25 protein-coding genes are annotated in these 25362 nt (G+C 61.3%); 18 read left to right on the top strand and 7 right to left on the bottom strand.

Annotation, left to right across the window (positions count from 1 at the left end; all coding sequences use genetic code 11):
• Window positions 1-225: 225 nt before the first annotated feature.
• The 3 genes from QQL76_RS10300 to QQL76_RS10310 all read right to left on the bottom strand — a co-directional run bounded on the left by QQL76_RS10300 (window position 226) and on the right by QQL76_RS10310 (window position 2727).
• Window positions 226-957, bottom strand: coding sequence for a hypothetical protein (locus QQL76_RS10300; protein WP_499207561.1), 732 nt, complete (start codon window positions 955-957; stop codon window positions 226-228).
• A gap of 551 nt (window positions 958-1508) precedes the next feature.
• Window positions 1509-1802, bottom strand: a complete 294-nt coding sequence (locus QQL76_RS10305) for a hypothetical protein (RefSeq protein ID WP_499207562.1) — start codon at window positions 1800-1802, stop codon at window positions 1509-1511.
• 163 nt (window positions 1803-1965) lie between these two features.
• Window positions 1966-2727 (bottom strand): Crp/Fnr family transcriptional regulator, encoded by a 762-nt coding sequence (locus tag QQL76_RS10310; RefSeq protein ID WP_499207563.1) that lies wholly within the window; start codon window positions 2725-2727, stop codon window positions 1966-1968.
• 387 nt (window positions 2728-3114) lie between these two features.
• Between QQL76_RS10310 and QQL76_RS10315 the strand changes: the two genes are divergently transcribed.
• The 3 genes from QQL76_RS10315 to QQL76_RS10325 all read left to right on the top strand — a co-directional run bounded on the left by QQL76_RS10315 (window position 3115) and on the right by QQL76_RS10325 (window position 6225).
• The gene (locus QQL76_RS10315) at window positions 3115-3480 is read left to right on the top strand and encodes an SPW repeat domain-containing protein (RefSeq protein WP_499207564.1); all 366 of its coding nucleotides are present in this window, start codon (window positions 3115-3117) and stop codon (window positions 3478-3480) included.
• Between the two features lie 221 nt (window positions 3481-3701).
• Entirely contained in the window at window positions 3702-4619 is a 918-nt protein-coding gene (locus tag QQL76_RS10320) for an NAD(P)/FAD-dependent oxidoreductase (protein ID WP_499207565.1), read from the top strand.
• Between the two features lie 727 nt (window positions 4620-5346).
• Complete coding sequence (locus QQL76_RS10325) at window positions 5347-6225, top strand: formate/nitrite transporter family protein (RefSeq protein WP_499207566.1); 879 nt, start codon at window positions 5347-5349, stop codon at window positions 6223-6225.
• Between the two features lie 303 nt (window positions 6226-6528).
• Here the strand turns inward: QQL76_RS10325 and QQL76_RS10330 are convergent, their stop codons facing one another.
• Window positions 6529-7035 (bottom strand): hemerythrin domain-containing protein, encoded by a 507-nt coding sequence (locus QQL76_RS10330; protein WP_499207567.1) that lies wholly within the window; start codon window positions 7033-7035, stop codon window positions 6529-6531.
• A 155-nt stretch (window positions 7036-7190) separates the two neighbouring features.
• Here QQL76_RS10330 and ccoN point away from each other — a divergent pair, with 155 nt between their 5' ends.
• From ccoN to ccoS, 8 genes are all read left to right on the top strand, one after another.
• Entirely contained in the window at window positions 7191-8813 is a 1623-nt protein-coding gene (ccoN, locus tag QQL76_RS10335) for a cbb3-type cytochrome c oxidase subunit I (RefSeq protein ID WP_499207568.1), read from the top strand.
• 11 nt (window positions 8814-8824) lie between these two features.
• Window positions 8825-9556, top strand: coding sequence for a cbb3-type cytochrome c oxidase subunit II (ccoO, locus tag QQL76_RS10340; protein ID WP_499207569.1), 732 nt, complete (start codon window positions 8825-8827; stop codon window positions 9554-9556).
• A gap of 10 nt (window positions 9557-9566) precedes the next feature.
• Complete coding sequence (locus tag QQL76_RS10345) at window positions 9567-9737, top strand: cbb3-type cytochrome c oxidase subunit 3 (protein WP_499207570.1); 171 nt, start codon at window positions 9567-9569, stop codon at window positions 9735-9737.
• The gene (gene ccoP / locus QQL76_RS10350) at window positions 9734-10585 is read left to right on the top strand and encodes a cytochrome c family protein (protein ID WP_499207571.1); all 852 of its coding nucleotides are present in this window, start codon (window positions 9734-9736) and stop codon (window positions 10583-10585) included. Before QQL76_RS10345 ends, ccoP begins: the two co-directional genes overlap by 4 nt.
• 153 nt (window positions 10586-10738) lie before the next feature.
• Window positions 10739-12310, top strand: coding sequence for an RdxA/RdxB/FixG family protein (gene ccoG / locus QQL76_RS10355; protein WP_499207572.1), 1572 nt, complete (start codon window positions 10739-10741; stop codon window positions 12308-12310).
• Entirely contained in the window at window positions 12307-12798 is a 492-nt protein-coding gene (locus QQL76_RS10360) for a FixH family protein (RefSeq protein WP_499207573.1), read from the top strand. The genes ccoG and QQL76_RS10360 overlap by 4 nt, the downstream gene beginning before the upstream one ends.
• Window positions 12795-15023 carry a heavy metal translocating P-type ATPase gene (locus tag QQL76_RS10365; protein WP_499207574.1) on the top strand — a complete coding sequence of 743 codons (2229 nt, stop codon included), beginning with the start codon at window positions 12795-12797 and terminating at the stop codon, window positions 15021-15023. The genes QQL76_RS10360 and QQL76_RS10365 overlap by 4 nt, the downstream gene beginning before the upstream one ends.
• Window positions 15020-15175 carry a cbb3-type cytochrome oxidase assembly protein CcoS gene (ccoS, locus tag QQL76_RS10370; RefSeq protein WP_126011282.1) on the top strand — a complete coding sequence of 52 codons (156 nt, stop codon included), beginning with the start codon at window positions 15020-15022 and terminating at the stop codon, window positions 15173-15175. The genes QQL76_RS10365 and ccoS overlap by 4 nt, the downstream gene beginning before the upstream one ends.
• Window positions 15176-15942: 767 nt before the next feature.
• On the opposite strand, the gene QQL76_RS10375 is transcribed toward ccoS, so the two are convergent.
• Both QQL76_RS10375 and QQL76_RS10380 read right to left on the bottom strand, forming a co-directional pair.
• Complete coding sequence (locus QQL76_RS10375) at window positions 15943-17364, bottom strand: M20 family metallopeptidase (RefSeq protein WP_499207575.1); 1422 nt, start codon at window positions 17362-17364, stop codon at window positions 15943-15945.
• A gap of 111 nt (window positions 17365-17475) precedes the next feature.
• Window positions 17476-18396, bottom strand: a complete 921-nt coding sequence (locus QQL76_RS10380) for a MurR/RpiR family transcriptional regulator (RefSeq protein ID WP_499207576.1) — start codon at window positions 18394-18396, stop codon at window positions 17476-17478.
• Between the two features lie 69 nt (window positions 18397-18465).
• Here QQL76_RS10380 and QQL76_RS10385 point away from each other — a divergent pair, with 69 nt between their 5' ends.
• The 5 genes from QQL76_RS10385 to QQL76_RS10405 all read left to right on the top strand — a co-directional run bounded on the left by QQL76_RS10385 (window position 18466) and on the right by QQL76_RS10405 (window position 22639).
• Window positions 18466-19242 carry a type 2 periplasmic-binding domain-containing protein gene (locus QQL76_RS10385; RefSeq protein ID WP_499207577.1) on the top strand — a complete coding sequence of 259 codons (777 nt, stop codon included), beginning with the start codon at window positions 18466-18468 and terminating at the stop codon, window positions 19240-19242.
• 83 nt (window positions 19243-19325) lie between these two features.
• Window positions 19326-20015, top strand: coding sequence for an ABC transporter permease (locus QQL76_RS10390; RefSeq protein ID WP_499207578.1), 690 nt, complete (start codon window positions 19326-19328; stop codon window positions 20013-20015).
• A complete protein-coding gene (locus tag QQL76_RS10395) occupies window positions 20012-20755 on the top strand; it encodes an ABC transporter permease (RefSeq protein WP_499207579.1) in 744 nt (247 codons plus the stop codon). The genes QQL76_RS10390 and QQL76_RS10395 overlap by 4 nt, the downstream gene beginning before the upstream one ends.
• Window positions 20742-21860: a succinylglutamate desuccinylase/aspartoacylase family protein gene (locus QQL76_RS10400; RefSeq protein WP_499207580.1), complete on the top strand. Its 1119-nt coding sequence runs from the start codon at window positions 20742-20744 to the stop codon at window positions 21858-21860. The genes QQL76_RS10395 and QQL76_RS10400 overlap by 14 nt, the downstream gene beginning before the upstream one ends.
• A gap of 11 nt (window positions 21861-21871) precedes the next feature.
• Entirely contained in the window at window positions 21872-22639 is a 768-nt protein-coding gene (locus QQL76_RS10405) for an ABC transporter ATP-binding protein (RefSeq protein WP_499207581.1), read from the top strand.
• Between the two features lie 115 nt (window positions 22640-22754).
• Here the strand turns inward: QQL76_RS10405 and QQL76_RS10410 are convergent, their stop codons facing one another.
• Complete coding sequence (locus QQL76_RS10410; RefSeq protein WP_499208350.1) at window positions 22755-23192, bottom strand: Lrp/AsnC family transcriptional regulator; 438 nt, start codon at window positions 23190-23192, stop codon at window positions 22755-22757.
• Between the two features lie 123 nt (window positions 23193-23315).
• On the opposite strand from QQL76_RS10410, the gene rocF reads away from it, so the two are divergent.
• Window positions 23316-24239: an arginase gene (rocF, locus tag QQL76_RS10415; RefSeq protein WP_499207582.1), complete on the top strand. Its 924-nt coding sequence runs from the start codon at window positions 23316-23318 to the stop codon at window positions 24237-24239.
• Complete coding sequence (gene ocd, locus QQL76_RS10420) at window positions 24236-25294, top strand: ornithine cyclodeaminase (protein WP_499207583.1); 1059 nt, start codon at window positions 24236-24238, stop codon at window positions 25292-25294. The genes rocF and ocd overlap by 4 nt, the downstream gene beginning before the upstream one ends.
• The last annotated feature ends 68 nt before the right edge of the window (window positions 25295-25362 follow it).

The following is a 25362-nucleotide window of genomic DNA, read 5'->3' on the forward strand; positions in this document are numbered from 1 at the left end:
AAGGTAACGAAGTGGAAGCCGTGGCGAATGTTCCGGTGCGTTCGCGGGGCTGCAGAGATGCTCGCGACGATGCTGGAGATCGCTTGCTTGCCTCTTGAACCCACAGATATTTCAGCAATTTTCTCTTGGTTTCGTTGCTCGTTAGCTGTCACGGGATGTGCCAACCACAGGACGAGCGAACCGGCCGGAACAGGTTCGTTTCTGCTCCGGCCGACTCTGTTCTCATTACTGCTGAGTTTCGACGAAAGCACAGATCTGAGTCATGTTTGCGCTTGTGATGGCGTTGTCCGAGCCCGCCGCCAGGTCTCCAGCTGTCGTTCCAGTTTCGCCAGAGGTACCGGCTGAAGAGCCAGCGGTTGAGGTGCCGGTGCTGGTCGAGCCACTCGATGTGGTTCCGGCCGTGTTCGCCTCACCTGAGCCTGAGCCTGACCCAGCGCCGCCGCTGGACGAGCTGTCAGAAGATGATCCGCTGCCGCCATCGGAAGAAGAACTAGTGCTGCCGCCGGACGTGGTGCCGCCGGAAGTGGTGCTGCCGCCAGACGTGGTGCCGCCGGCAGCGCCAGCGCTGGAACTGCCGGTGTCGGAGCTGCCGGATGCGGCACCGGTCGAGCCGCCGGAAGCAGATGTGGAGTCGGTGCTACCGCCCGTGGTGGCACTGCCACTGGCTTCGGCAGACATACCCATTGCTTCGCAGTCCGTTCGTACCTGCTCCTTGTCCTCGTCGGAGAGGCTGGCCCATTCCGACATCAGTTCGTCACTGGCGCGCAGGGTTGTGCCATCATCGGAGAAGAAGGCGCCGCGGATGTCCTGGCTCCAGTCCGGCGAATGGGCGCTCGTTGCACCGGCGGCGCTTCCCGATCCTGTGGCGGCTGCGCCAGAACTGTCGGTTTGCGCCCATGCAACCGAGGCAAGTAGCGACGTCAGAAGTGTCGCTGAGGTAAGTTTCAGTCGTGACATCGGAGGTCTCCTTGTGTTGTCGGCCGCTTGGATGTTGGCGGCTCTTCCGAACAGGAGGTGTCTCGTGATGTTCCATGCTTACCAAAGGCCATACCAGCGGGCATCAGCCTCGTTGGTAGGAACTCTCAGTTCTGGGTACGGTTGGGCGAGGGCACATAGTTGCCGCTGTCAGGCGCGTCTCGCTTCTGATCCTGCCTGCGTCCCATCTCACGTTCCGCAGACTCCGTCGGAGTTGTATCGGATTCGCTTTCGGGTCGATCAACTTCCCGCGGCTGCGCAGGTCCCTGTTCGTGGTCAAGATCCGTGTTTCTATCGTTGGACGTCTGACTGTCTTCTCGTCCGGTCCGGCCGCCGGTGTTAGACTGCGATTGCATTGTCGCATCCGGAGCTTGGCCGAATTTGGTGCCACCAAGGTGGCCGCCCCATTGGTGTTTTCGCCTTTCGGATCTTAGGATTCCTTATTGGACATTGTCTTCTCCTGTTACGTGAGCAGATGCCACGCTAATCAACCACTCTCGGCGATGCTCCGGTATCCGTAGGTCGACGCTGACCTAGCGCGCGTCTCCGTACTTCGTTTCTCCGACTTTTTTCGCCAGATCCGCAAACGACAGGGGCTCGCCGGAATTTGCATTGGCAAGTTGAAGCAGTCGGATAGGAAAGCAGACAGCATCGCGGTTTGCGGGTGACAAATGGCCGGACCTGTGGTCGCTATTGGCGCCAGTCTCTGCCCTGCGAAGCGCTGTCTCGATGTCTGCTCGCGAGAGCAAGCCCTTCGCGACGAGCTCTCGGTTGATCGCGGCTATCGCAAGGCAAAGCCCCTCAAGCTGAAGATTCGCAGTGTTCATTGTGTCTTCCTCCTGATGTCGAGGAAGAACATTCAATGGCGCCGAATGATCCGAGAGGGCCATGATCAATTGGCCTGCATCAACGCAGCCCGGCGACGACAAATCCTAGGGCGCAATCTCGGAAACCCTTTGAAGAGAGTTCCGATCTCAGCAGCGCGGTTGCCTAGGATGAGGTGGAGATTTCAGCGCGCGCTGCAAACTCTTCGGCAATCCGGATGAATTCCGGATTGAAATGGGCCAATCTCGCCAAGCCGTCGGGGTGCTTCAGTTTTATATGTGTTCCCTCCCAAATAACGAGACCACGCCGCCTGAGCGACTGAAGGGTGCGGTTCAAATGCACCGAAGACAATCCCAGAAGGTCGGCGACATCTTCTTGGGTAAGGGGGCAGTCGAAGTCGTAACCTTGGATCAGTCCCATCGCCCGCAGCCGCGCAGACGTTTCGTACAGGAAGTAGGCCATGCGTTCGCTTGCGCTGCGTCTGCCATGAAGCAGCACCCATTCGCGCGTGATCGCATGGCGTGTCAGTTCCTCGTAGAAGAACGAGAATAACAGCGTCGGCGAACGCGACGTCAGGTCGGTCAACGCTTCGCGATCGAATAAGATTGCAGTGACGGTGGACGCGGCCGCAACCGTGTCGGGCGCGCCGAAGGGCATTGATGGGCCCTTTTCACTGAGTTCGCCTGGGAGCATGATTGAGACGATCTGCCGTCTACCATCAGATAGGAACTTCTGTCGCAGAGCCCACCCCTCAGCAATCAACCAAACTTTCGCCTGGTGATCTCCCTGTTCGACGAGAACCTGGCCCCGTTCGAACCTCTTCGGCGGTCCTGCAAGAGCGCTCAGCTTTTGGATATCTTTGGGAGGGATTGGATTGCCGCCTGACAGCCGATGAACCAGGAAACGGATGGCATCGTTGGTAGACAACTTTCAGTCTCTTGATCGTTCTGAAACAAGCATATTATGGCGCGGAGCGCGTATATTAAACCGGCCGACGCTTCGTCAAGCCCCGAAATGTTTGGCGTATTTTAGAATATAAAACAAAAAGGAAATTTATTGAGTATAGACTGGCATCTCCGTTAATAGGAGGTATGAATAGCCGCCGCTCCCGATGCGTCCACATCCCGTGGATACATAGACACGCTCTCTGTTCTTAAGCGTGGATCAGTTCGCGGCGATTGTTGCGACAATCGAAAACCGAAAGCGCCGCCTGATCTCTCGGTTGATCAATCTATCTCCAGCGAAGCTCTGTGGTTCAGGAACAATGGCCGGGCCAAGCTATTGGCTGGCATCATAGCTTCATGGGAGACAAGCATGCTTTCGACCCGCGTCCACGGCATGATCGATTACCTTGTTGGCGTGCTTTTGATCGTCGCGCCTTACGCGCTCGGTTTTGCGGATGGCACAGCGGCACAGTTTGTGCCGGTGCTGCTCGGCGTCTTCGTGATCGTCTACAGCCTGGTCACCCAATACGAGCTGAGCATTCTGAAGCTCATTCCAATCTCGGTGCACCTGATCCTTGACGCAGGAGGGGGGCTGCTTCTCATCGCCTCTCCCTGGCTCTTTCACTTCGCTGACGTCGTCTGGTTGCCGCACGTGGTGGTGGGGATCGTGGACATCGGCGTTGTCTTGTTGACCCAACGAAGACGCCTGTCGCCCCAAATGCGCACGGGATCATGAAAACCGTTTGATGTTTCCACGATCGTTTCGCTCGTCAGATCTTCCACGAGGAGGAGGGCGGGCTTTGTGAAGGAACAAGAGCGCTGTTGTCCTGTTCGGTGCGGGAGGCAGCCTAACTGGTCTTGTCTCCCTTCATTGGTCTCAGAAACTGGACCAGCACTTCACACTCTCAACGCTGTTGATGTTCGCTGCTCTACGGCGAGCAAGCTTGGGGTAGTTCCATGTCTGCAAATCAGGACGTTCTCGATTGTTTCATCATTGGTGGTGGCCCGGCTGGACTGACGGCAGCCATTTATCTGGCGCGGTTCAACCGAAAAATCATGTTGGCTGACGCTGGCGAAAGCCGTGCCCTGCACATCCCGAGGGCCTACAACTGCCCAGGGTATCCAGAGGGTATTTCGGGGAAAGAGCTTCTGAGGCGCATGCGGAGACAGGTGGCGCAGTATCACGTGCCGACGACGGTCAGCCATGTCGCTTCATGGCGGCTGGGTGACGAGGGATCGATCATGATCAATGTCAGCGGAACGATCATAGAAAGCCGCAGTGTCCTCCTTGCGACCGGAGTGGTTGACCTGGTGCCCGATCTTCCAAAGAGGCGCGAATTCCTGGCGAGAGGTCATCTTCGTCTTTGTCCGATCTGTGACGGTTACGAGGTGCGCAACAAGCGGTTGGGTGTCATCGGTTCTGACAAACACGCGCTCCGGGAGGCCATCTTTCTTAAGACCTTTACAAGCCGGGTAAGTCTGCTCGCCAATGATCCCAGTGAGTTCCCGGCTGAACTGCGTGAGCGTGCCCGATCTGCCGGCGTCGAGATCACTGATGATGTTCTTGATGTATTCGCTGGAGAGGCTGGCTATGAAGTCGTCTCCAGGAAGGCAGACGTGATCCAATTCGATGCGATCTATCCGGCCCTAGGCTGTTCCCCGCGTTCGGAACTGGCTGTCACGGCGGGTATCGACGTCGATGGCCAAAGACACATCCTCGTCGACCGCCATCAACGCTGCAGCGTTCCAGCTGTTTATGCCGCGGGCGATGTGGTGAACTCGCTCAACCAGATCGCCGTTGCGTTTGGGCAAGGGGCTTCTGCTGCCACGGCAATCCACAACGATCTCAATGCCCGCACTTGCCCGGCGCCCTAACGGCATCATCGAGAGGCTAGCTGATGCTGTCCTACTCCGCTAGCCTCGGATCGTGAGTGTATGCGTTTGATCGACCCGGCTATCGCGACAGCCGAAAAACGGCCGACTGGGAACCGTAACTGGTAACCATGATTGCCGATCGCCCCATTTCCTTGCGTAGACAAGGAACAGCACGTCTTCCGACAGGTTGCACCGTCGGAGCGGATCTTAAAACTAGGCGCCTTTGTGAAATGGCTTCATACAGAGACAGCATTTTGCAGGATACGTGCCGAGTTCTTTTGTTCGGTGCGTGCGCAGCAATGTCATCATTATCTCTAGGTGTTCTTTTGAAATGGTCAATCATGCCTAGTGCAGACGGTGGTCAGGCAGGGATTTTGCTGTCGATTCTACAAATTATAATCGAATGCTGCGACCTTGGGCAATTCACGGACTGGAGCCACAGCGAGGCAGCTAAAGCAACTGCGGATGTCACAACAGCAATTGCACCGATCAGCAGCTAAGGACCATGGGAGCGCTCCCAGTAGGAACCGGAGGAATGCTGACGTTGGCCTCCGCGGTCAACTGGAGCAAGAACTTCGGAGCGACATAGCCTTCAAGTTCAATCAGCAAAACCTGGGGCGAGCGCATCAACAAAAGACCTGGCAGCCACAGCCGACCTGAGCGCTGGGACTTCCGAAAGGGAGCATCAAGTAACCTTGCCCACCGCTCCAGAAGGAAGGGCCATCTCGTGCAGCACGATACCGATCGGAACCGGCTCACACCTGCTTCCGAACTGTCCAATTTGAATGAGCAGGAAAAGAAGGCGGTCGATCATCAAAGCCGTCCCAGCGCGGCGCTGATCCACGAGACCATTCGGGCGGAGGGGGAACGGGAACTCAACCGAAGCAGCGTGGCTCTGATGCTGTCAGGCTTCGCTGCCGGCCTATCGATCGGCTTCTCCGTTGTCGTTCCGGCGATCCTGATGGTGGCCCTGCCAGATACCTCTTGGGAGCACCTTTTAACGTCACTCGGATATACGGTTGGCTTCCTGATCGTGGTTCTAGGCCGCCAGCAACTGTTTACCGAAAATACTCTTACGCCCGTCCTGCCGCTCCTCAAGTTCCGCGACGGGTACCACCTGGCGCAGGTTTTTCGGCTCTGGGCCATCGTGCTCGGTTCGAACATTGCAGCAACCTGGGTATTCTCGGCGGTCCTGGCGCACACACCCGTATTTGATCCGGAAATCCGCGCCGCAATGGCGGAGTTCTCACAGAATGCCATCAGGAACGATTTCTGGCCGACCTTCTTGAAAGCGGTTTTCGCGGGATGGCTCGTCGCCTTGATGGTCTGGCTTATGCCGGCCGCTGGCGATGCCAAGGCTTTCGTGATCATCGTCGTCACTTACGTCGTAGCGCTCGCCCACCTTGCACACATCATAGCGGGGTCGGTCGAAGCTTCCTTCCTCGTCCATCTGGGCCAAGTGACGGCGTCCGAATACGTGATCCGCTTCTTCCTGCGCACCCTGCTCGGCAACGTCTTGGGCGGCGTGACCCTGGTCGCCTGCCTGAACTTTGGACAAGTTGCGCCCGAACTCGAAGAGGATGACGCGCGGCCCAACGCCGATTGACGGCCGCTCCAAACTAACCTCAGATCCTATTCAGTGACGGTGCCCCGAGCAGCGAAGCGAGTCCGCGTGGAATGGTTATTTCTACATCCTCCACGCATTGGCCGAACTGAGTCGGAAGTTTTGTGCGCCTAGGATCGTATAGCTGCCGTGCAACGCAGGCCTCGACGACGGCCTGCAACCCCATTCCGGCCCAAAGCGGGTGATTTGCAAGCGACCGGTTGCGCACGATGGAGTGATCCAATTCGAGCACGATCGGTATGTCGTCGTGCCAGATCTGATGAGCTCGATACACGTTCCGGCTGATCAGGCGCGGGGCTGACGGAGGAGCGGAACGATATGCTCGTGCTCAAAGGCGATGTGCCGGCGCAGAGCTTCGAAGAAAGCGCGCAGCGTAAAGCCCAACGCCTCGGGATTTTCGATGCGGGCACCGTGACCGATGGAGAGCAGGCTTTCGGTCAAATCTCCCGCCAGCGTCTCGTCCTCCACATGTTCGGCTTTGAGGCGCCGGACAGAAGCGATGCGCTGGTCGTCGATCGCAAACAGGGGAAACACCGCTTCCTCCTCATAGCGCTGCGCGTCGCGCACCAGCGGCACCAGACGCGCGGCAACCGTCAGGCAGAGATGCCGGTCGACCGGCCCCGGCAGCGCATCTGCAATCCGCTCAAGTGCGTCGCAAAGCACAAGCTTTGCCGCGTGGCGGTGCTGAATGCCTTCGCAGGGTGCGGGGCGGAGAGGAGGGCATGCCGGCGCTGCAGGGCACTGCGAGCGCGCTGCGCAATCCTGATCCTTACCCGCCTCCAGGATGATCATGGCCGTCAACCTCCCCGTCTGTTCAAACGCCAAACTGATCGAATAAGCGGCGCGCGGGCTTGACCTGGATCAAGGCAGGAAGGGCGAAAAGCCGTGATGAGTGCAGGCAAGGCCGGATCATCGGCCAGGCAGTGGCATCGGGAGCCTGAACCATCATGACATACGGTCCACAGACCATAGGCGTCGGTCTGTTCGCCTTTCTAGCGCTGCTGGGTGCGGCCTTTGCAGCCGACCCTCTCTTTGCGCAGCACATGGGGATACTCGCTATCGTGCTCGCAATTGCCACGGTGGTGATGCTGCGCCGCCAGTTCTTCGCGCCAGCCAAGACCAAGGTCGACACCGGCTATATGGACGAAGTCGTGCGCTACGGCTCGATCGCCACAATGGCCTGGGGCATCGTCGGCCTGCTCGTCGGCGTGGTCGTCGCGCTGCAGCTTGCCTGGCCGGCCTTCAACATCGAGCCATGGTTCACCTTCGGGCGCATGCGGCCGCTGCACACCTCGGCCGTCATCTTCGCCTTCGGCGGCAACGCGCTGATCGCGACGTCCTTCTACGTCGTGCAACGCACCAGCCGCGCGCGGCTCTTCGGTGGCGACCTCGCCTGGTTCGTCTTTTGGGGCTACCAGCTTTTCATCGTCATGGCCGCGACGGGCTACCTGCTCGGCATCACGCAAAGCCGCGAATATGCCGAGCCCGAATGGTATGTCGACCTCTGGCTGACGGTGGTCTGGGTCGCCTATCTCGTGGTGTTCCTCGGCACAATCCTGAAGCGCAAGGAACCCCATATCTATGTCGCGAACTGGTTCTACCTCGCCTTCATCGTGACCATCGCGATGCTGCACGTGGTCAACAATCTCGCGATCCCCGTCTCATTCCTTGGCGTGAAGAGCTATTCGGCCTTTGCCGGTGTGCAGGATGCGCTGACGCAATGGTGGTATGGCCATAACGCCGTCGGTTTCTTCCTGACCGCCGGCTTTCTCGGCATGATGTATTACTTCGTGCCCAAGCAGGCCGCCCGCCCGATCTATTCTTACCGGCTGTCGATCATCCACTTCTGGGCGCTGATCTTCCTCTATATCTGGGCCGGTCCGCACCACCTCCACTACACCGCGTTGCCCGACTGGGCGCAGACCCTGGGCATGGTGTTTTCCATCATGCTGTGGATGCCCTCCTGGGGCGGCATGATCAACGGCCTGATGACGCTGTCTGGCGCCTGGGACAAGATCCGCACCGACCCGATCATCCGCATGATGGTAGCGGCCATCGCCTTCTACGGCATGTCGACCTTCGAGGGGCCGGTCATGTCCATCAAGGCCGTTAATTCGCTGTCGCACTACACCGACTGGACGATCGGCCATGTGCATTCCGGTGCGCTGGGATGGGTCGGGCTGATCTCCTTTGCCGCGATCTACCACATGGTGCCGAAGCTCTGGGCGCGCGAGCGGCTCTACTCGGTGCGCATGGTCACCTGGCACTTCTGGCTCGCGATGCTCGGCATCGTCGTCTACGCGGCCGTCATGTGGGTGTCAGGCATCATGCAAGGCCTGATGTGGCGCGAGTACGACGCTCAGGGCTTTCTGGTCTACTCCTTCGCCGAGACCGTTCAGGCGATGTTCCCCTACTACGTCATGCGGGCGATCGGCGGCGCGCTGTATCTGGCAGGTGCCCTGATCATGGCCTTCAACATCACCATGACCATTCTTGGCCACCAGCGCGAGGAGCAACCGATCGGCGCGCCTGTCGCCAAGGCTCCTTCCTCCCTGCAGCCGGCCGAATGAGGAGGCACACAATGGCACTGATGGACAAGCACGCAATCCTCGAGCGCAACGCCACGCTGCTTCTGGCCGGCTCTCTGCTCGTGGTCACGGTCGGCGGCATCGTCGAGATCGCCCCGCTCTTCTACCTAGAAAACACCATCGAGAAGGTGGAAGGAATGCGGCCCTATTCGCCGCTCGAGCTTGCCGGCCGCAACATCTACATCCGGGAGGGCTGCTATGTCTGCCACTCGCAGATGGTCCGCCCCTTCCGCGACGAGGTGGAGCGTTACGGGCATTACAGCCTGGCCGCCGAATCCATGTACGACCGGCCGTTCCAGTGGGGATCAAAGCGCACGGGGCCTGATCTTGCGCGCGTCGGCGATCGCTATTCCAACGAATGGCACGTTCAGCACCTCATGGACCCGCGCTCGGTCGTGCCGGAATCGATCATGCCGAGCTACGCATTCCTGAAGGATACACCGCTCGATCCGCGCGGTTTTTCCACGCATCTCGTCGCCAATCAGCGCCTAGGCGTGCCCTACACCGACGATATGGTGGCAGTCGCCGAGGCCGACCTCACAGCACAGGCCGATCCCAATGCTGCGCAAACCGATCTGCTCGCCCGGTATCCCAAAGCCAAGATCGGCAATTTCGATGGCGATCCGCAAGCACTAACCGAGATGGATGCGCTCGTTGCCTATCTGCAGATGCTGGGCACGCTGATCGATTTCGAAACCTACGACGAAACGGCCGGCTACCGGTGAGGAGGCGCTGATGGACACCTATACGGCCATGCGTGCCTTTGCCGACAGCTGGGCACTGCTTGCGATGACGCTTTTCTTCTTCGGCGTCGTCATCTTCGCGCTGCGGCCTGGCGGGCGCAACGCTTCACACCAGGCTGCCCAGATCCCGCTGATCGACGAACATCCGGAACCACGCCCATGAGCGAGAAAGAGATCGACGACGTCACAGGCGTGGCCACGACCGGCCATGAATGGGACGGCATAAAGGAACTGAACAATCCGCTGCCGCGCTGGTGGGTGTGGACCTTCTATGCCACGATCGTCTGGGCGTTTGCCTACACGATCGCTTACCCGGCCTGGCCGCTCATCTCGAGCGCCACCGGCGGCATGCTCGGCTATTCGAGCCGGCAGGATGTACGGTCAGCGCTCGATGCCGCCGAAGCTTCCAAGGCCGATTATGTGGCTGCAGTCGAGGCGGCCTCGGTCGACGATATCCTCACCGACGACGCACTGCGCACCTTTGCTACCGCTGCAGGTGCGGCTGCCTACAAGGTCAATTGCGTCCAGTGCCATGGTTCCGGTGCGACCGGCTCGGCTGGCTACCCCAACCTGAATGACGATTCCTGGCTCTGGGGCGGCAAGCCGGAGGACATCCGGTTGACGATCGCGCATGGCATCCGCTTTGCCAGCGACGACATGACCCGCTTGTCGGAAATGCCGCCATTTGCCGACATCCTGAGCGAGACGGAAATCGGTGAGCTTGCAGGCCATGTCGCTTCTATGTCGGCGACACCGTCGACTGGTGCCGGCGCCGATCTTTACGCCACCAACTGCGCCGCCTGCCATGGCGATTCCGGCGAGGGCATGGTCGAACTCGGCGTGCCGAACCTCGCTGATGCGATCTGGCTCTATGGGGCAAGCGAGGAGGAGATCGCCGCCCAGATCCGCGCGCCGCGTCACGGCGTGATGCCGGCCTGGCAGGATCGCCTTGGTGAGACCACGGTCAAGGAACTCGCGGTCTACGTTCACTCTCTCGGCGGAGGTCAATGAGAGAGTAGGGCGCGACGCGATGACGAGGCGCGTGGCGGCCAACGGAGGTCCGGCAGCAATGCCGGGCCTCTTTCTTTTGCGATTTGATCCTGGTCAAGGCCGGACAGCCGGACCGGTGCGAAGGATGATCGCAACAAGGGGCCTCGTCATCCCATGACAGCATTCGACACGTCGATCGAGCGGAACGCCATCGAGCAGCACACGGCCGAGCCGGTGAACGCCGCGAGCATCCGCCAGCCGCTTTACGCGCCGCGGCGCAAGATCTTCCCCAAGCGTGCGGAGGGAACGTTCCGCCGCTTTAAGTGGCGCGTCATGCTGATCACCCTCATGATCTATTACGTGACGCCTTGGCTGCGCTGGGACCGCGGCCCGCACGCGCCCGACCAGGCCGTGCTGGTCGATATGGCCAATCGACGGTTCTACTTCTTCTTTATTGAGATCTGGCCGCAGGAATTCTGGCTCGTGGCGGGGCTGCTGGTCATGGCGGGCTTCGGCCTGTTCCTCGTCACGTCTGCTGTCGGGCGCGCCTGGTGCGGCTACGCGTGCCCGCAGACGGTCTGGGTCGATCTGTTCCTCGTTGTCGAGCGAGCCATCGAAGGAGACCGCAATGCCCGCATCAAGCTCGACGCCGGCCCTTATGATGCGCGCAAGCTTGCCTTGCGGGTATCCAAGCACGCCATCTGGCTCCTAATCGCAGTCGCGACCGGCGGCGCCTGGATCTTCTACTTCGCCGATGCGCCGAGCTTGTTCGTCGGCCTCTTCACCGCCCAGGCCGCGCCGATCGCCTACATCACCATCGCCGTGCTGACGGCCACGACCTACGTCTTCGGCGGGCTCATGCGCGAGCAGGTCTGCACCTATGTGTGCCCCTGGCCGCGCATCCAGGCGGCGATGCTCGACGAAAACTCGCTGACCGTCACCTACAATGACTGGCGCGGCGAACCGCGCTCGCGCCACGCCAAGAAGGTGCTGGCTGCCGGCGAAGCGGTCGGCGATTGCGTCGACTGCAATGCCTGCGTCGCCGTCTGCCCTATGGGCATCGACATTCGCGACGGCCAGCAGCTCGAATGCATCACCTGCGCTCTTTGCATCGATGCCTGCGATGGCGTCATGGACAAGCTCAACCGCGACCGCGGCCTGATCTCCTACGCGACGCTTGCCGACTACAACCAGAACATGGCGCTGGCGACGGCAGGCGGAACCAGCGCGATCGATCCGAAGCGTATCCGCGGCAGGGATGGGCGCCTGCTCCCAGGGATCACCAATGTCCGCTTCACCCGCATCGTGCGGCCGAGGACGATGGTCTACTTCGCGGCTTGGTCGCTGGTCGGTCTTGCCCTTCTCTACGGCTTGATGACGCGCGACCGTCTTCAGGTGAACGTGCTGCACGATCGCAACCCGCAATATGTCCTGTTATCCGACGGTGCGATCCGCAACGGCTATACCGTCAAGCTCCTGAACAAGATCCCTGAGCCGCGCGCCGTCGTGATCTCGCTTGAGGGCTTGCCGGATGCGGCCATGAGTGCCGTCGAAATCAACGAGCCGGCATCGCGAAAGCTGGCGGTCACGTTGGAGCCGGACCGCCTGCGCACGCTGAAAATCTTCGTGGCCCAGCCCGCCGCAGCGATCGCCAGCTCCATCCAGTCCTTCCGCTTCGTCGTCGAAGATTTGTCAAGCTTCGAGGCCGACTCTTACACTGCCAGTTTCGAGGCACCGCAGCCATGACGACAAGGCAAGGCACGGGCACCTTCACCGGGCGCCATATGCTCCTCATCATGCTCGCCTTCTTCGGCGTCATCATTGGCGTGAACGTCACCATGGCGACATTGGCCGGGACGAGCTGGACGGGTTTCGTGGTTCCCAATTCATACATTGCGAGCCAGGAGTTCAACGGCAAGGTCGAGGCGGCCCGCGAGCAGATTGCGCTCGGATGGACCGCATCGCTGACGCTAGACGATGGCACGGTCTCGCTGCGCCTCGCAGATGCCGGAGCGGCGCCGATTCCGCTATCGGCCGCCGAACTCGTCTTCCGCAATCCGGCGACCGAAGCGCACGACACCACCACCCCGCTCGTTCCTGGCGCCCGCGGAATGGTCGGCGCGGCAAGGCTGCGCGATGGCCTCTGGGTCGTCGAGATCGACGCCGTCACCATTGACGGCCGGGCCTGGCGGGAGACGCGACGCATCATCCTGAGCGACGGGAGGCTGAAATGAGCTGCTGCGCGCCGGGGGCGGAAACGCTGCCGTCACAATCGCTCCCATCCGACGAAGAGCTTCTCCTCGTCAGTCGCCCGCTTGGCAACGGCCTGCGCCAGGTCGACCTGTCGGTTCCCAACGTCCATTGCGCCGCCTGTATCCGAACTGTCGAGAAGGCACTTGCATCGCTGCCCGGCGTGGAGGATGCGCGCGTCAACCTCTCGACCAAACGCGTCTCAGTCCGCTTCGAGGAGGGAACCGTGCCACCGGTGACCCATAGGCTCGCCACGGCCGGCTATCCGGCGCATCTGGCCGAAGACGTCGCCGAAGACGGCGACGCTGAACTCTCACGCCTGCTGCGCGCGGTCGGCATTTCGGGCTTTGCCGCCGGCAACATCATGCTCTTGTCGGTATCCGTATGGTCGGGTGCCGAAGGCGCGACCCGAGACCTGTTCCACTTCGTCTCTGCGCTGATCGCCCTGCCGGCGCTGATCTATGCGGGCGGCATTTATTTCCGCTCTGCCTGGAATGCGCTGTCGCATGGGCGCATGAACATGGACGTTCCCATCGCTGTCGGCGTCAGCCTCGCCTATGCGATGAGCCTCTACGAGACGATCACGCACGGCCCGCATGCCTATTTCGACGCCTCCGTCTCGCTGCTCTTCTTCCTTCTTATCGGCCGCACGCTCGACCACGTCATGCGCAACCGTGCTCGGACAGCGGTTCGCAACCTCGCCCGCATCGCGCCGCGCGGCGCGCTGGTGATCGAACCCGACGGCGAGCGTCGATACCGGCCGGTCAGCGAGATCGAATCGGGCATGCGGCTCTTGATCGCTGCCGGCGAGCGCATTCCGGTCGACGGACGGATCGAAACGGGCGCTTCCGATGTCGACATGGCGCTGGTCACGGGCGAAAGCCGGCCCATCCGCGTCGAAGGCGGTGCGAGCGTTCGCGCCGGTGCACTCAACGTCACCGGACCCCTGTCACTGGTGGCTGAGCGCAGAGCATCGGACTCTTTCCTCGCCGACATGCTGCGCATGCTGGAAACGGCCGAAGGCGGCCGCGCCGGCTATCGCCGCATTGCCGAGCGCGTGTCGGCGCTCTACGCGCCCGTCGTGCATTTGGGCGCGCTCCTGACCTTTCTCGGCTGGATGGCAGTCAGCGGCGACTGGCATCGCGCGATGACGATCGCGATCGCCGTTCTCATCATCACCTGCCCCTGCGCGCTCGGGCTCGCAGTTCCGATCGTTCAGGTCGTCGCGGCGCGCCGGCTTTTCGAGGCGGGCATTATGGTCAAGGATGGCTCGGCCATGGAGCGGCTTGCCGAGGCGGATCATGTGATTTTTGACAAGACAGGCACGCTGACGCTTGGCGAAATGCGGCTGACGAATGCCGATGCAATGAAGCCGGCAATGCTAGAGCGGGCCGCAGCGCTTGCGCGTCAGTCGCGCCATCCGGCCTCGCGCGCCATCGCCGGGGCGGTAGGTGACGACTGGGGCGGCACTCTGACCGATATTCGAGAGGTGCCTGGAGACGGCATCGAAGGCCACGACGCCGACGGGGTCTGGCGCCTTGGCCGCGCCGCCTGGGCCGGGCGCGACGGTGCGGGGTCGGGAACCGTTCTGACGCTCGACGGGATCGAGAAAGCGCGTTTCAGCTTCGAGGATCGCCTGCGCCCCGGTGCGGCGCAAGCCGTTGCAGCTCTCGCTTCCGTCGGCCCCGTCGAAATGCTATCGGGCGACACGGGAGACGCCTGTCGCAAGGTGGCGGAAGTCGTCGGCATCGCGGCTTGGCACGCGGGCATGCTGCCCTCCGACAAGCTACAGCGGATCGCGGCACTGGAACGAGAGGGCCGCAAGGTCCTGATGGTCGGCGACGGCATCAACGACGCTCCTGCACTCGCGGCCGCCCATGTCTCGATCGCACCCTCAGAGGCGGCCGATATCGGCCGCGCCGCTGCCGATTTCGTCTTCATGAAGGGCAGTCTTGACGCGGTACCCTTTGCCCGCTCGATTGCGCTTCAGGCAAACAGGCTGGTGCGGCAGAACATTGGCTTCGCGATCGCCTACAATGTCGTCGCCGTGCCCATCGCCGTCCTCGGCCACGCCACGCCGCTCATTGCAGCAATCGCCATGTCGGCCTCATCGCTCGTAGTCATCGCCAACGCGCTGCGGCTCGGCTTCACCGCCAAGCGCCCAGTCGTGTCTGCTGGACAGGCAATCCAACGGGAGGCGCTCGCGTGACCATGCTTGTCTACCTCATCCCGGTGGCGCTGTTTCTCGGCGGCATCGGGCTCATCGCGTTTCAGTGGGCGCTCCGCAGCGGACAGTACGACGATCCCGACGGCGCCGCCGAGCGCATCCTCATCGATGATACGCCAGAAGATCCAATTTGAGCCGTGAAAAGGCCCGATCGTGGCGTGAAGCGTAATTGCTAGCGATTGTAGAAGCGGGCGTGCCGTTCGGGGGAGAGATTATCGTGCCGATAACGAGCCGCAGTCGCTGCAGCCGTTACAGAGGGCTAAAAGACGCCGAGAAGCGAAATTGAAACGCCTGCTATCAAGGCAACGGCCGCAACAAGTATGACGACGTCGGTGACGTGGAAGAGACCTTCCTCAGATAAACGAGTTGGCTCGATATGCCTGCGCCTGGTGAACATTGCTGACGACAATTGTTGATGTTGGTTCTCGTAGATAAAGCCTGAACGCTGGAGAGACATTGATCCAAATCAAATTCTCAACAGAGCGCTTTGAGATTCCTCACCATCTCTCCGGTTTCCGGCCCGAAGCCCGAATAGCTGCCGTTGAGCTGAGGCTGATCTTAGCAGCGGCCTGCGGCCCCGAAGACGAAGTGCAACATGCCAAGAGCGGATAAACGTTCAACACATCGACAGTTGCTGGCATCCGTTCACACGAGCCGTTGCGTTCAAATGACATCACCGCGCAAGGGAGCGATCTTGTTCTGCGCCGAGGACATCGTCTGCAACGCGTTGACAATATCCGATTGGCAGCCGCCAGCCTTTGCGCCAATGATGACGGCGCCTAGGAGGGCCGGCCGAAACCATTGGCCGGCGGGTGGCGTCGGCCAGTATGTGGTGCCACGATCTCGGCGGGACCTGCACCGCCGCTGACAACACTCTGACGCAGCCCTGTCAGCGTTTGCGCTACGGCTGCTGCGGTAAGACGGGTGCCTTCACCTGCGGCGGAATCGGGCAGATATAGGGCCGATGTTGCGTCCGCGCCTTGAGCTCGGCCTTGGCGGCTTCGATAAGACGCGGATTACGGATCACGTCAACCGCTGTCGAGGCCATCACTTTCGCGGCATGAACCAGACCTTTATGCGCAGCTGCCGCCTTTCCCTGAGCCGTGATCTGCCACGAATGGCCCGGGGTTCCGATCGCGTGGGTGGCAACACGCGCTTGTGCTGTTGGAATCACCCAGCTCACATCCCCGACATCGGTAGATCCGATCATTGCCTCTCCAGCTTGGCGAAAAGGGATGATGAAATCGCAAAGTGCCTGGCCAGGCTTCGGTTCGATCCCGCAACGTCGGTAGTCGCTGGCAATGTCGTCTTCGCTCAGCGTCGCCTGTATTCTGGCAGCGAAGTCGCGGTCGGCGTCATTGAAGGCGACCGGGCCGAGCCGCTCCAGATTGGCCTGCATGGCTTCGTCGAGCGGCGGGTTGGCCAGCAGATTGGAGACGGCGCTGAGGACCCGGAACTCGACATCCGTTTCGGTCATCATCGCCGCCCCTCTTGCAACCTTGATGACCCGCTCGTTGAGCACCAGCATGCCATGCACATCGCGTGCGCGCACGGCGTAGCGAACCGTCGCCTTGCCCTGCACGACGTTCGGCGCGATGCCACCGGCATCTATCATTGCGTAGTGGATGCGGGCCGATGATGGCATGTGCTCGCGCATATAGTTGACGCCCACATTCATGAGTTCAACGGCGTCGAGGGCCGACCGCCCGAGATGAGGGGCTGCCGCCGCATGGCTCGACCGGCCTCTGAAGGTGAAGTCGATGCGCGTGTTGGCGAGCGACTGCATGTCGTCCACTCGCGTCAGCGAGGCTGGATGCCAGGTCAGCGCGATATCGACGTCGTCAAAGGCACCTTCTCGCACCATAAAGGCCTTGGCGGCTCCGCCTTCCTCTGCCGGGCATCCATAGTATCGCACAGTGCCGGGAAGGTCGTTCTCCGTCAGATAATCTTTGAGCGCCGCGGCCGCGAGAAGGGCTGCGGCGCCGAGAAGGTTGTGGCCGCATCCATGGCCGTAGCCGGTGCCGGGCAGGGGCCTCGGTTCGGCAATGTCCGCTTCCTGACTCAAACCGGGCAGCGCATCATACTCGCCCAGAAAGGCAATCACCGGCCCGCCATTGCCCGCTTCACCCATCACGGCTGTGGGAATGCCCGCCAGCTGCTCTGAGATCCGAAAGCCTTCTTCCTTCAACATTGCTTGATGCTCGGCGCAGGAGAGAAACTCGGCGTAGGCAATTTCCGGCATGGCCCAGATGCGGTCGCTCAAGGCGGTGTAAGCCTCAGACCGCGCGTCCACCAGATCCCAGATTCGGTCCGAATTGGTCATCTTCTTTCCTTTTCAGCGGCCATCAGGCCAGCCTCGCAGCAAGCTCAATAAGTGATGTTCGGCGATCGCTGGTTTGCTTCGCATACGATCTCGCCAAATGCCCCGTCATGCCTAATCTGAGTCGTCGGCAAGATAGGCCGACATGATCGCTGCGAGGCGACCAGCGCGTTTGACGTGTGCGGGATCGGACAAGAGAAAGTCCGAAAGCAGAGCCTCGATGGTCGCAAGACCCGGAAGGCAAGAGGACGACAGGATGGGGTGTTGGGCCGGGGCGAGCATCAGATGATGGCAAACCTGTGCCAACGGTGCTGCAGGTGAATCGGTGAGTGCGATCAGCTTCGCACCATTCGAGCCGGCAATACGCGCGAGATCCGTGACATCCTTCGAATATCGCGGGAAGGAAATAGCGACGACAAGGTCGCCTTCGCCTGCCGACATCAGCCGGCCAGCGGCAACTTCCGTGCCGCCATACTGCACGACGTTGACGACCCCTTCGCGATATGGTTGGAGACCCAGCGTCAGGATTGCGGCTAGGTGGGCTGAAAGCCCGAAACCCATCACCCAAACCTGGCGTGCCTCGCGCAGCATTTTTGTTGCCGTCTGCACGGCTTCGCCCGTGACCGGATCACCGAGCGCTTCGAGCTGGGACGCTGCGGCCATAAAGGACGCCTTGATCGGCGACGCGCCGGTCTCGCCCTCCGCCAAGCGGCTCTCCAGTTTGGTGACCGGCGCAATGAGCGCGTGCACCGTACCGGCGACGCCAGCGCGAAAGGCGGAGTAATTGTCGAGGCCAAGATCGCGGACATAGCGGCTGATGGTGCTCGGTGAGATCCCAGAGACGCGTGACACGTCTTCGATACCATGCGTAGCGACAAAAACAGGGTCGCGCAGAACGAATTCCGACAGCGCCCGCTTGGAACGCGACCCCTCGCGCAATTGCGTCAGGACCTCTTGACCGAGGGGGCTGTCGGCGAAATTGCGCACAGCGCCGGCGGCCCAGCCTGATTGAGTTGTTGACGGATTGATTTTCATTTTGCAAACATATGAAAGTTAATCCGTCACATCAAGCGGCCGGGGTCGGCCTGCCACAGGAGTTTAGTCATGCGCACCATTTTCGCAGCGCTGTCCATAGCCGCGATGTTCTCGACTTCCGCACTTGCTCAAGATGTCGTCCGCATCGGCGTCGAAGGCAACTACCCACCGTTCAGCCAAGTCGCCCCAGATGGCACGCTATCCGGTTTCGACATCGATATCGCCAACGTCATCTGTGAGCGGATGGAAGTGGAATGCACGCTGGTGCAGCAGGAATGGGATGGAATGATCCCGGCATTGTCCGCCAACAAGTTCGACATGATCGTCGCGTCGATGACGATCACCGACGAGCGTAAGCAGGCGGTCGATTTTTCCGATCCGTACTATGATGTACCCTCGCGCTTCGTCGCCGCCGAAGGCGCCTTCGAAGGCTACAGCCCCGAAGAACTGGCTGGCAAGACGATCATCGTGCTGCGCAACAGCCCGCGCGCGAAATATCTGGAGGCCACCTATCCCGAGAGCGAAATTTTGGCGGTCGACCGTGAACCGGCCGTCTATCTGGAACTTGCCGCCGGTCGTGGTGATATCGCATTCGGCTCGTCCGTCGTTTCCGGTGAGGCGTTCCTGAACCAGCCCGAGGGGAAAGGCTTCGCGCAGGTCGGTGAAACGATCACCCTGACCGACAGCGTCGATGGCGGCGTTGGCATCGCGTTTCGAAAGGGTGACGAGGAACTGCGCACCCGGGTGAACGAGGCGCTGGTCGAGATCATGGAAGATGGCACCTACGACAAGATGGCGGCCACTTATTTCGATTTTGACATCACGCCGCCCCACGCCCGCGACTGAGCAGGCAACAGAAAGCTGCCCCGCCCGGTTCACGGGCGAGGCACTTCAGAAACATGCGTTGACGCACAGTTTGAGAGCAGGCGATGTTTCAGGGCTATCTGCCGATGATCTTGGACGGTTTGAGGGTCACCCTCTCGATTGCTTTCGTGTCGCTTTGCATAGCCACAGTCTTTGGCATGCTCGGAGCGAGCGCCAAGTTGTCCTCCTCGCCCGTGCTGCGTCATACCGCTGGCGCCTACACGACCGTCATTCGAGCGCTGCCAGATCTGCTTCTCATGCTGATTGTGTTTTACGGCGGTCAAATCCTGCTCAACAGGTTCACTCAAGCGCAGGGTTTGGGCTACATCGACATCGACGCGTTTGCCGCGGGAACGGTCACTCTCGGCTTTGTCTTCGGCGCCTATCTGACGGAAACTTTCCGCGGCGCGATGCTGGCCATCCCGCGCGGGCAGATGGAGGCTGGCCATGCTATGGGGCTTTCGCGCCTTCAGGTGATGCGCGATATCGTCATCCCGCAAATGGTTCGCCATGCAATCCCCGGCTTCACCAACAATTGGCTGGTTCTTCTGAAAGCGACGGCTTTGATTTCCATCATCGGCCTGGATGACATGGTCCATCGCGCCTCGCTTGCTTCTGCCGCAACGCGCGAGCCCTTTACCTTTTATGCGCTGATCGGACTGATTTATCTCGCAGTCACCACCGTCTCGATCGTGACGCTGGGCGCTCTAAACCGACGCATGTCTCGCGGCATCAGGGCGGAGGCCGCACGATGATCAACTGGTCGCTCGTCGTCGAAATGTTGCCGGCCTTTTTCTCTGGCCTGCAGATGACCCTCGTCCTGCTCGTCACGTCCGCCCTAGCGGGACTTGTGCTCGCCGTGCCGCTGGCCGTCGCTCGTTCCGCGCATAGCAGACTAGCAAGGTGGCCGGTCTTCGGCTTCACCTATGTGATCCGCGGCACGCCGCTGCTCGTCCAGCTCTTCATCATCTATTACGGCCTCCCGCAATTCGGCCTGATCCGCAACAGCACGCTGTGGCCACTGCTGCGCGATCCGTGGTTCTGCGCCTGGCTCGCCTTCACGCTGAATACGACCGCCTACACGACCGAGATATTTGCTGGCGCTATCCGCACAACACCCTCGGGCGAGATTGAGGCGGCGCGTGCGATGGGGCTGAGCCGCGCGCAGGTCTTTCGTGATGTATTCTGGCCGGGCGCCTGGCGCCGCGCGCTGCCGCAATACGGCAACGAGGTCGTCCAGCTGATGCATGCGACAGCGCTTGCCAGCACCGTCACCATCGTCGAGATCCTGCGGGTCGGCCGCGATGTTTACACCAACTATCTCGTTCTTCCGGAAAGCTTCGGCATGGCCGCCGTCTTCTATCTCGCCCTCACAGTCACGATCACCTTGATCTTCCGCGCGCTCGAACGCCACTTCCTGCGCCATCTTGATCCGCGTTCCAGCGCTACTACCGTCGCTGCGCAGCAAACCGGAATTCAAAATGTCCGTGCTTGAAAAGAGTTTCACCTTTGCCGGTCGCGGGCCTGGTAGCCGCCATGAAGTGCTCAATTTGAGCTTCGGCGATCCCGCAGCCCGGCCGCATGTGCATATACAAGGTGGTCTCCACGCCGATGAGGGGCCAGGCATGATGACCGCCCGGATCTTGGCCGACTTTCTGACGCAGGCAGAAGCTGAAGCCCGACTTCGCGGCCATGTGACGGTCGTACCCTTTGCCAATCCGCTCGGACTCAGCCAGTTCCTCCACGGCGACCATTCCGGCCGTTTCGATCTTTATGACGGACGCAATTTCAATCGCGACTATCCGGACCTGACGGAAGAGGTGGCGAGACGCGTTGCCAGCCGGCTCGGCGACAATGGTGCTGAAAATGTCAGGCTCATTCGCGAGGCGCTGGTTGCCGCCCTGGCCGAAAAACGGCCCATCGGCCCTGCCGATACGCTGCGACACCATTTAATGGGTCTCGCGCTCGCGGCGGATGTCGTGCTCGACCTGCATTGCGACGGTGAGGCAGAGATGCATCTCTACACCCAGCCGGCCGCCGTTGAACGGCTGGCGCCGCTTGCAGCACTTCTTGGCTGCCGCGCCGTTCTCGTTGCCGAAATTTCCGGTGGCAACCCGTTCGACGAGGCGCTCGGCGGCCCATGGGCTGCGCTTGCTGCCCGTTTCAGCGGCCGGCCGATACCGCTCGGCTGCGCCACCTGCACGGTGGAACTGCGCGGCCGCTCCGATGTATCACGCACTCTTGGTAGCAAGGACGCGGCCGCGATCCTCGATTATCTCGTCCACCTGGGCGTGATCGAAGGTGCGATCGACCTGCCTGAGGCCCTCTGCGAGCCGACGCCGCTTGCCGGTTCCGAAGCACTGAGCGCGCCGGTTGCGGGGCTTCTGTCCTATGCTGTCGAACTTGGAACCCATGTGGCGCCCGGCGATGTGGTTGCCGAAATTATCGATCTTGTCTCAGGACAGGTCACGTCCGTCGCAGCCTCCACATCGGGCATCTTCTATGCCCGTCCTGCCACCCGCATTGCCGAGGTGGGCAAGCGTCTCGGCAAGATCGCAGGCACCGCCGCCTTTCGTCACGGCCCACTCCTCAGCCCGTGAAGGATCCCGTCATGCCGGTTCTCCTGGAAGCCACAGACATCCGCAAGCGCTTCGGCGCGCACGACGTGCTGCGTGGCATCGACCTCAAGGCTGAAAAAGGCGACGTGATCTCGATGATCGGTGCATCCGGTTCGGGCAAGAGCACATTCCTGCGCTGCCTCAATTTTCTCGAACACCCGACGGAAGGGCAGATCGCCTTTGCTGGCAAGCCGCTTGCCTGCAAGCGCGACCGAAATGGCGACCAGATCGTGGCCGAGGAAACAGAGCTCCGGGCTTTTCGTTCGCGGGTCACCATGGTGTTTCAGCAGTTCAACCTGTGGTCGCACATGACGGCCCGTGAAAATGTCATGCTTGGGCCGATCCGCGTGCATGGCCGGTCGCGCAGCGAGGCGGGCGAGCGTGCTGATCATTATCTGACGCGCGTCGGCGTTGCTCACCGCCGCGATGCCTATCCGGGCTTTCTGTCCGGTGGCGAACAGCAGCGCGTGGCGATTGCCCGGGCGCTGGCGATGGAGCCGGAGTTGATGCTTTTCGACGAGCCGACCAGCGCACTCGATCCCGAACTCGTAGGCGAAGTGCTGCGCGTCATGCGCAACCTTGCAGAAGAAGGGCGCACCATGATCGTCGTCACGCATGAGATGAACTTCGCCCGCGATGTCTCGAACAGGGTGATCTTCCTAGACAAGGGCGTGATTGCCGAAGAAGGCGACCCGCGCGAGGTGCTGCGCCAACCCCGCACCGAACGGCTCCAGGGCTTCCTGGCCGCACAGGCTGCTTGAGGCCATCACAGATTCGTGCCGAATGCGCATCGTCGTCTCACCTTGGGCGATACAATGATGCCTCTCGTATCAAGCATGTGTCCCAGTCCGCAATTGCCGATTGAGCCGCGTCACGTCAGAGGCGCGCGCGGGCACTGCGTGGCGTCGAAAGCAAAAGGCTCGTTTCACTCGCGGTGATGCCGGGCACGAGCCGGATACGACGCAGGACGGAATCGAATTCCCCGAGGCTCGATGTGGCCAGCTCGACGATCAGGTCCCATCGCCCGTTGGTGGTGTGGATCGCCGATACTTCGGGAAAGCCTCCCAGCGCGCGGATCACCCGCTCCGTCACGTGACCCTCGATTTCGATCATCGTGATGCCGCGGACCGGCACCTCGACGACGTCGGACTGCAGGATGACGGTGTAGCCGAGAATGATCCGCGCGCGCTCGAGGCGCTCGATCCGGTTGCGGACCGTGGCGCGCGAAACGCCGAGATCGACAGCGAGATCGGAAAGGCTTCGGCGGGCGTCGTGCCGCAGCAGGGTGATCAGTCGGGTGTCGAGATCGCTTATGTCCATAACGGTGATTAGCACTGCCGTTTTGCGCTGTATAGGTTTCCGATCCGACAAATTGGCCTGTTCACCTTGCCAGGCGTCGATGGTCCACTGATCGCAAGATGGGCCAGGGGCAGACGAATGAAGTGCACGTTGATCGGCGTACCGGTGCAGGATGGCGCCTCTCGCCTTGGATGTGAGATGGGGCCGAGCGCGCTTCGAACTGCGGGGATCGGACCGACGCTCCGCGAGCTTGGTCATGATGTGAATGACTTCGGCGACATTCGTGTCGAAGACGCGCCGGACCGCCGCCATCCCAATGGTGCGGTCCATGACCTCGGCAAGGTCGCCTTATGGGTGGAACGGTTGGCCGAGACCGCCTATGCCCACAGCGATGGCGCCATGCCAATTTTTCTCGGTGGCGACCACGTTCTGTCCGCTGGCACCGTTGCCGGCCTTGCGCGCCGGGCGAGCGAGCAGGGGCGCCCGCTCTTCGTGCTCTGGCTGGATGCCCATACGGATTTCCACACGCTGGAAACGACCGACAGCGGCAACCTTCACGGCATTCCCGTCGCCTATTTCACGGGCCAGCCGGGCTTTGGGACGGACTTGCCGACGCTTGAGGCTCAGGTCGATCCAGCCAATGTGTGCATGCTCGGTATTCGCAGCGTCGATCCTGCCGAGCGCAGCGCATTGGCCGACCTGCCGATCACCGTCCACGACATGCGGGCGCTGGACGAGCAGGGTGTCGCGCCTCTGCTCGGCGCGTTTCTGGAGAAGGTCGCCGCGGCAAACGGCCGGCTGCATGTCAGCTTCGACGTCGATTTCCTCGATCCGGAATTCGCGCCGGCCGTGGGCACGACGGTGCCCGGCGGCGCCACGTTTCGCGAGGCGCATCTCGTCATGGAGATGCTTCACGACAGCGGCCTGGTCGAAAGCCTCGACCTCGTCGAACTCAACCCGTTTCTCGATGAGCGCGGGCGCACCGCGAGCCTGCTTGTCGATCTCGTCGCCAGCCTGATGGGCCGCCGCATTCTCGACCGACCGACAAGGAGCTTTCGATGATCCCCAAACTCAATATCGTACCGTTCGTCAGCGTCGATCATATGATGTCGATCGTGCTGGCGAAGGGCGTCGAGCGCTTCATGGTCGAGTTGGCAGGCTACATCGAAGAGGATTTCCGCCGCTGGGACATGTTCGACAAGACGCCGCGCGTGGCCTCGCATTCGGCTGAAGGCGTGATCGAACTGATGCCGACGTCGGATGGCGCCCATTACGGCTTCAAATACGTCAATGGTCATCCGAAGAACACGCGGGAAGGGCGCCAAACAGTCACGGCCTTTGGCGTCCTGTCGGATGTGGGCAATGGCTATCCGGTTCTGCTCAGCGAAATGACCATCCTGACGGCGCTTCGAACGGCTGCGATGTCGGCCCTCGCAGCACGCTATCTGGCGCCGAAGGGATCGCGTGCCATGGCGATCATCGGCAATGGGGCCCAGTGCGAGTTCCAAGCGCTTGCCTTCAAGGCGCTGCTCGGCATCGAGAGCGTGCGCCTGTTCGACATCGATCCGGAGGCCACGAAGAAGGCCATGACGAACCTTGCCGGCTCCGGCCTGACGCTTGAACCTTGCGGGTCTGCAGAGGCAGCCGTGCAGGGCGTCGACGTCATCACCACCGTCACCGCCGACAAGCAGAACGCCACGATCCTGACCGACAACATGATCGGCTCCGGCGTGCATATCAACGCGGTCGGCGGCGACTGCCCGGGCAAGACCGAACTGCATCGCGATATTCTGCTGCGCGCGGGCATTTTCGTCGAATTCGAGCCCCAGACGCGCATCGAAGGCGAAATTCAGCAATTGCCGGCCGAGCATTCGGTTCAGGAACTCTGGAAGGTCATACGCGGCGAGGCGCCGGGGCGGGCGGACAGTCATCAGATCACGCTGTTCGACAGCGTGGGTTTCGCCGTCGAGGATTTCTCGGCACTGCGCTACGTGAGGGACTGCCTCACCGACACGGCCTTCAGCATCGACCTCGACCTGCTGGCCGATCCGGACGAACCTCGTGACCTGTTTGGCATGCTGCTGCGACATAAAAAAGTTGCGCCTGCGGCTCCCTGATCGCGTCCAGCCCTGCATCTCCAAGACGCCGCTCGCGACGACGGCTGCATCACGCCGATCGATCTTAT

It is taken from the genome of Rhizobium albus (genome assembly GCA_030160035.1).
In the GTDB taxonomy this organism is placed as follows: Bacteria; Pseudomonadota; Alphaproteobacteria; order Rhizobiales; family Rhizobiaceae; genus Georhizobium; species Georhizobium albus.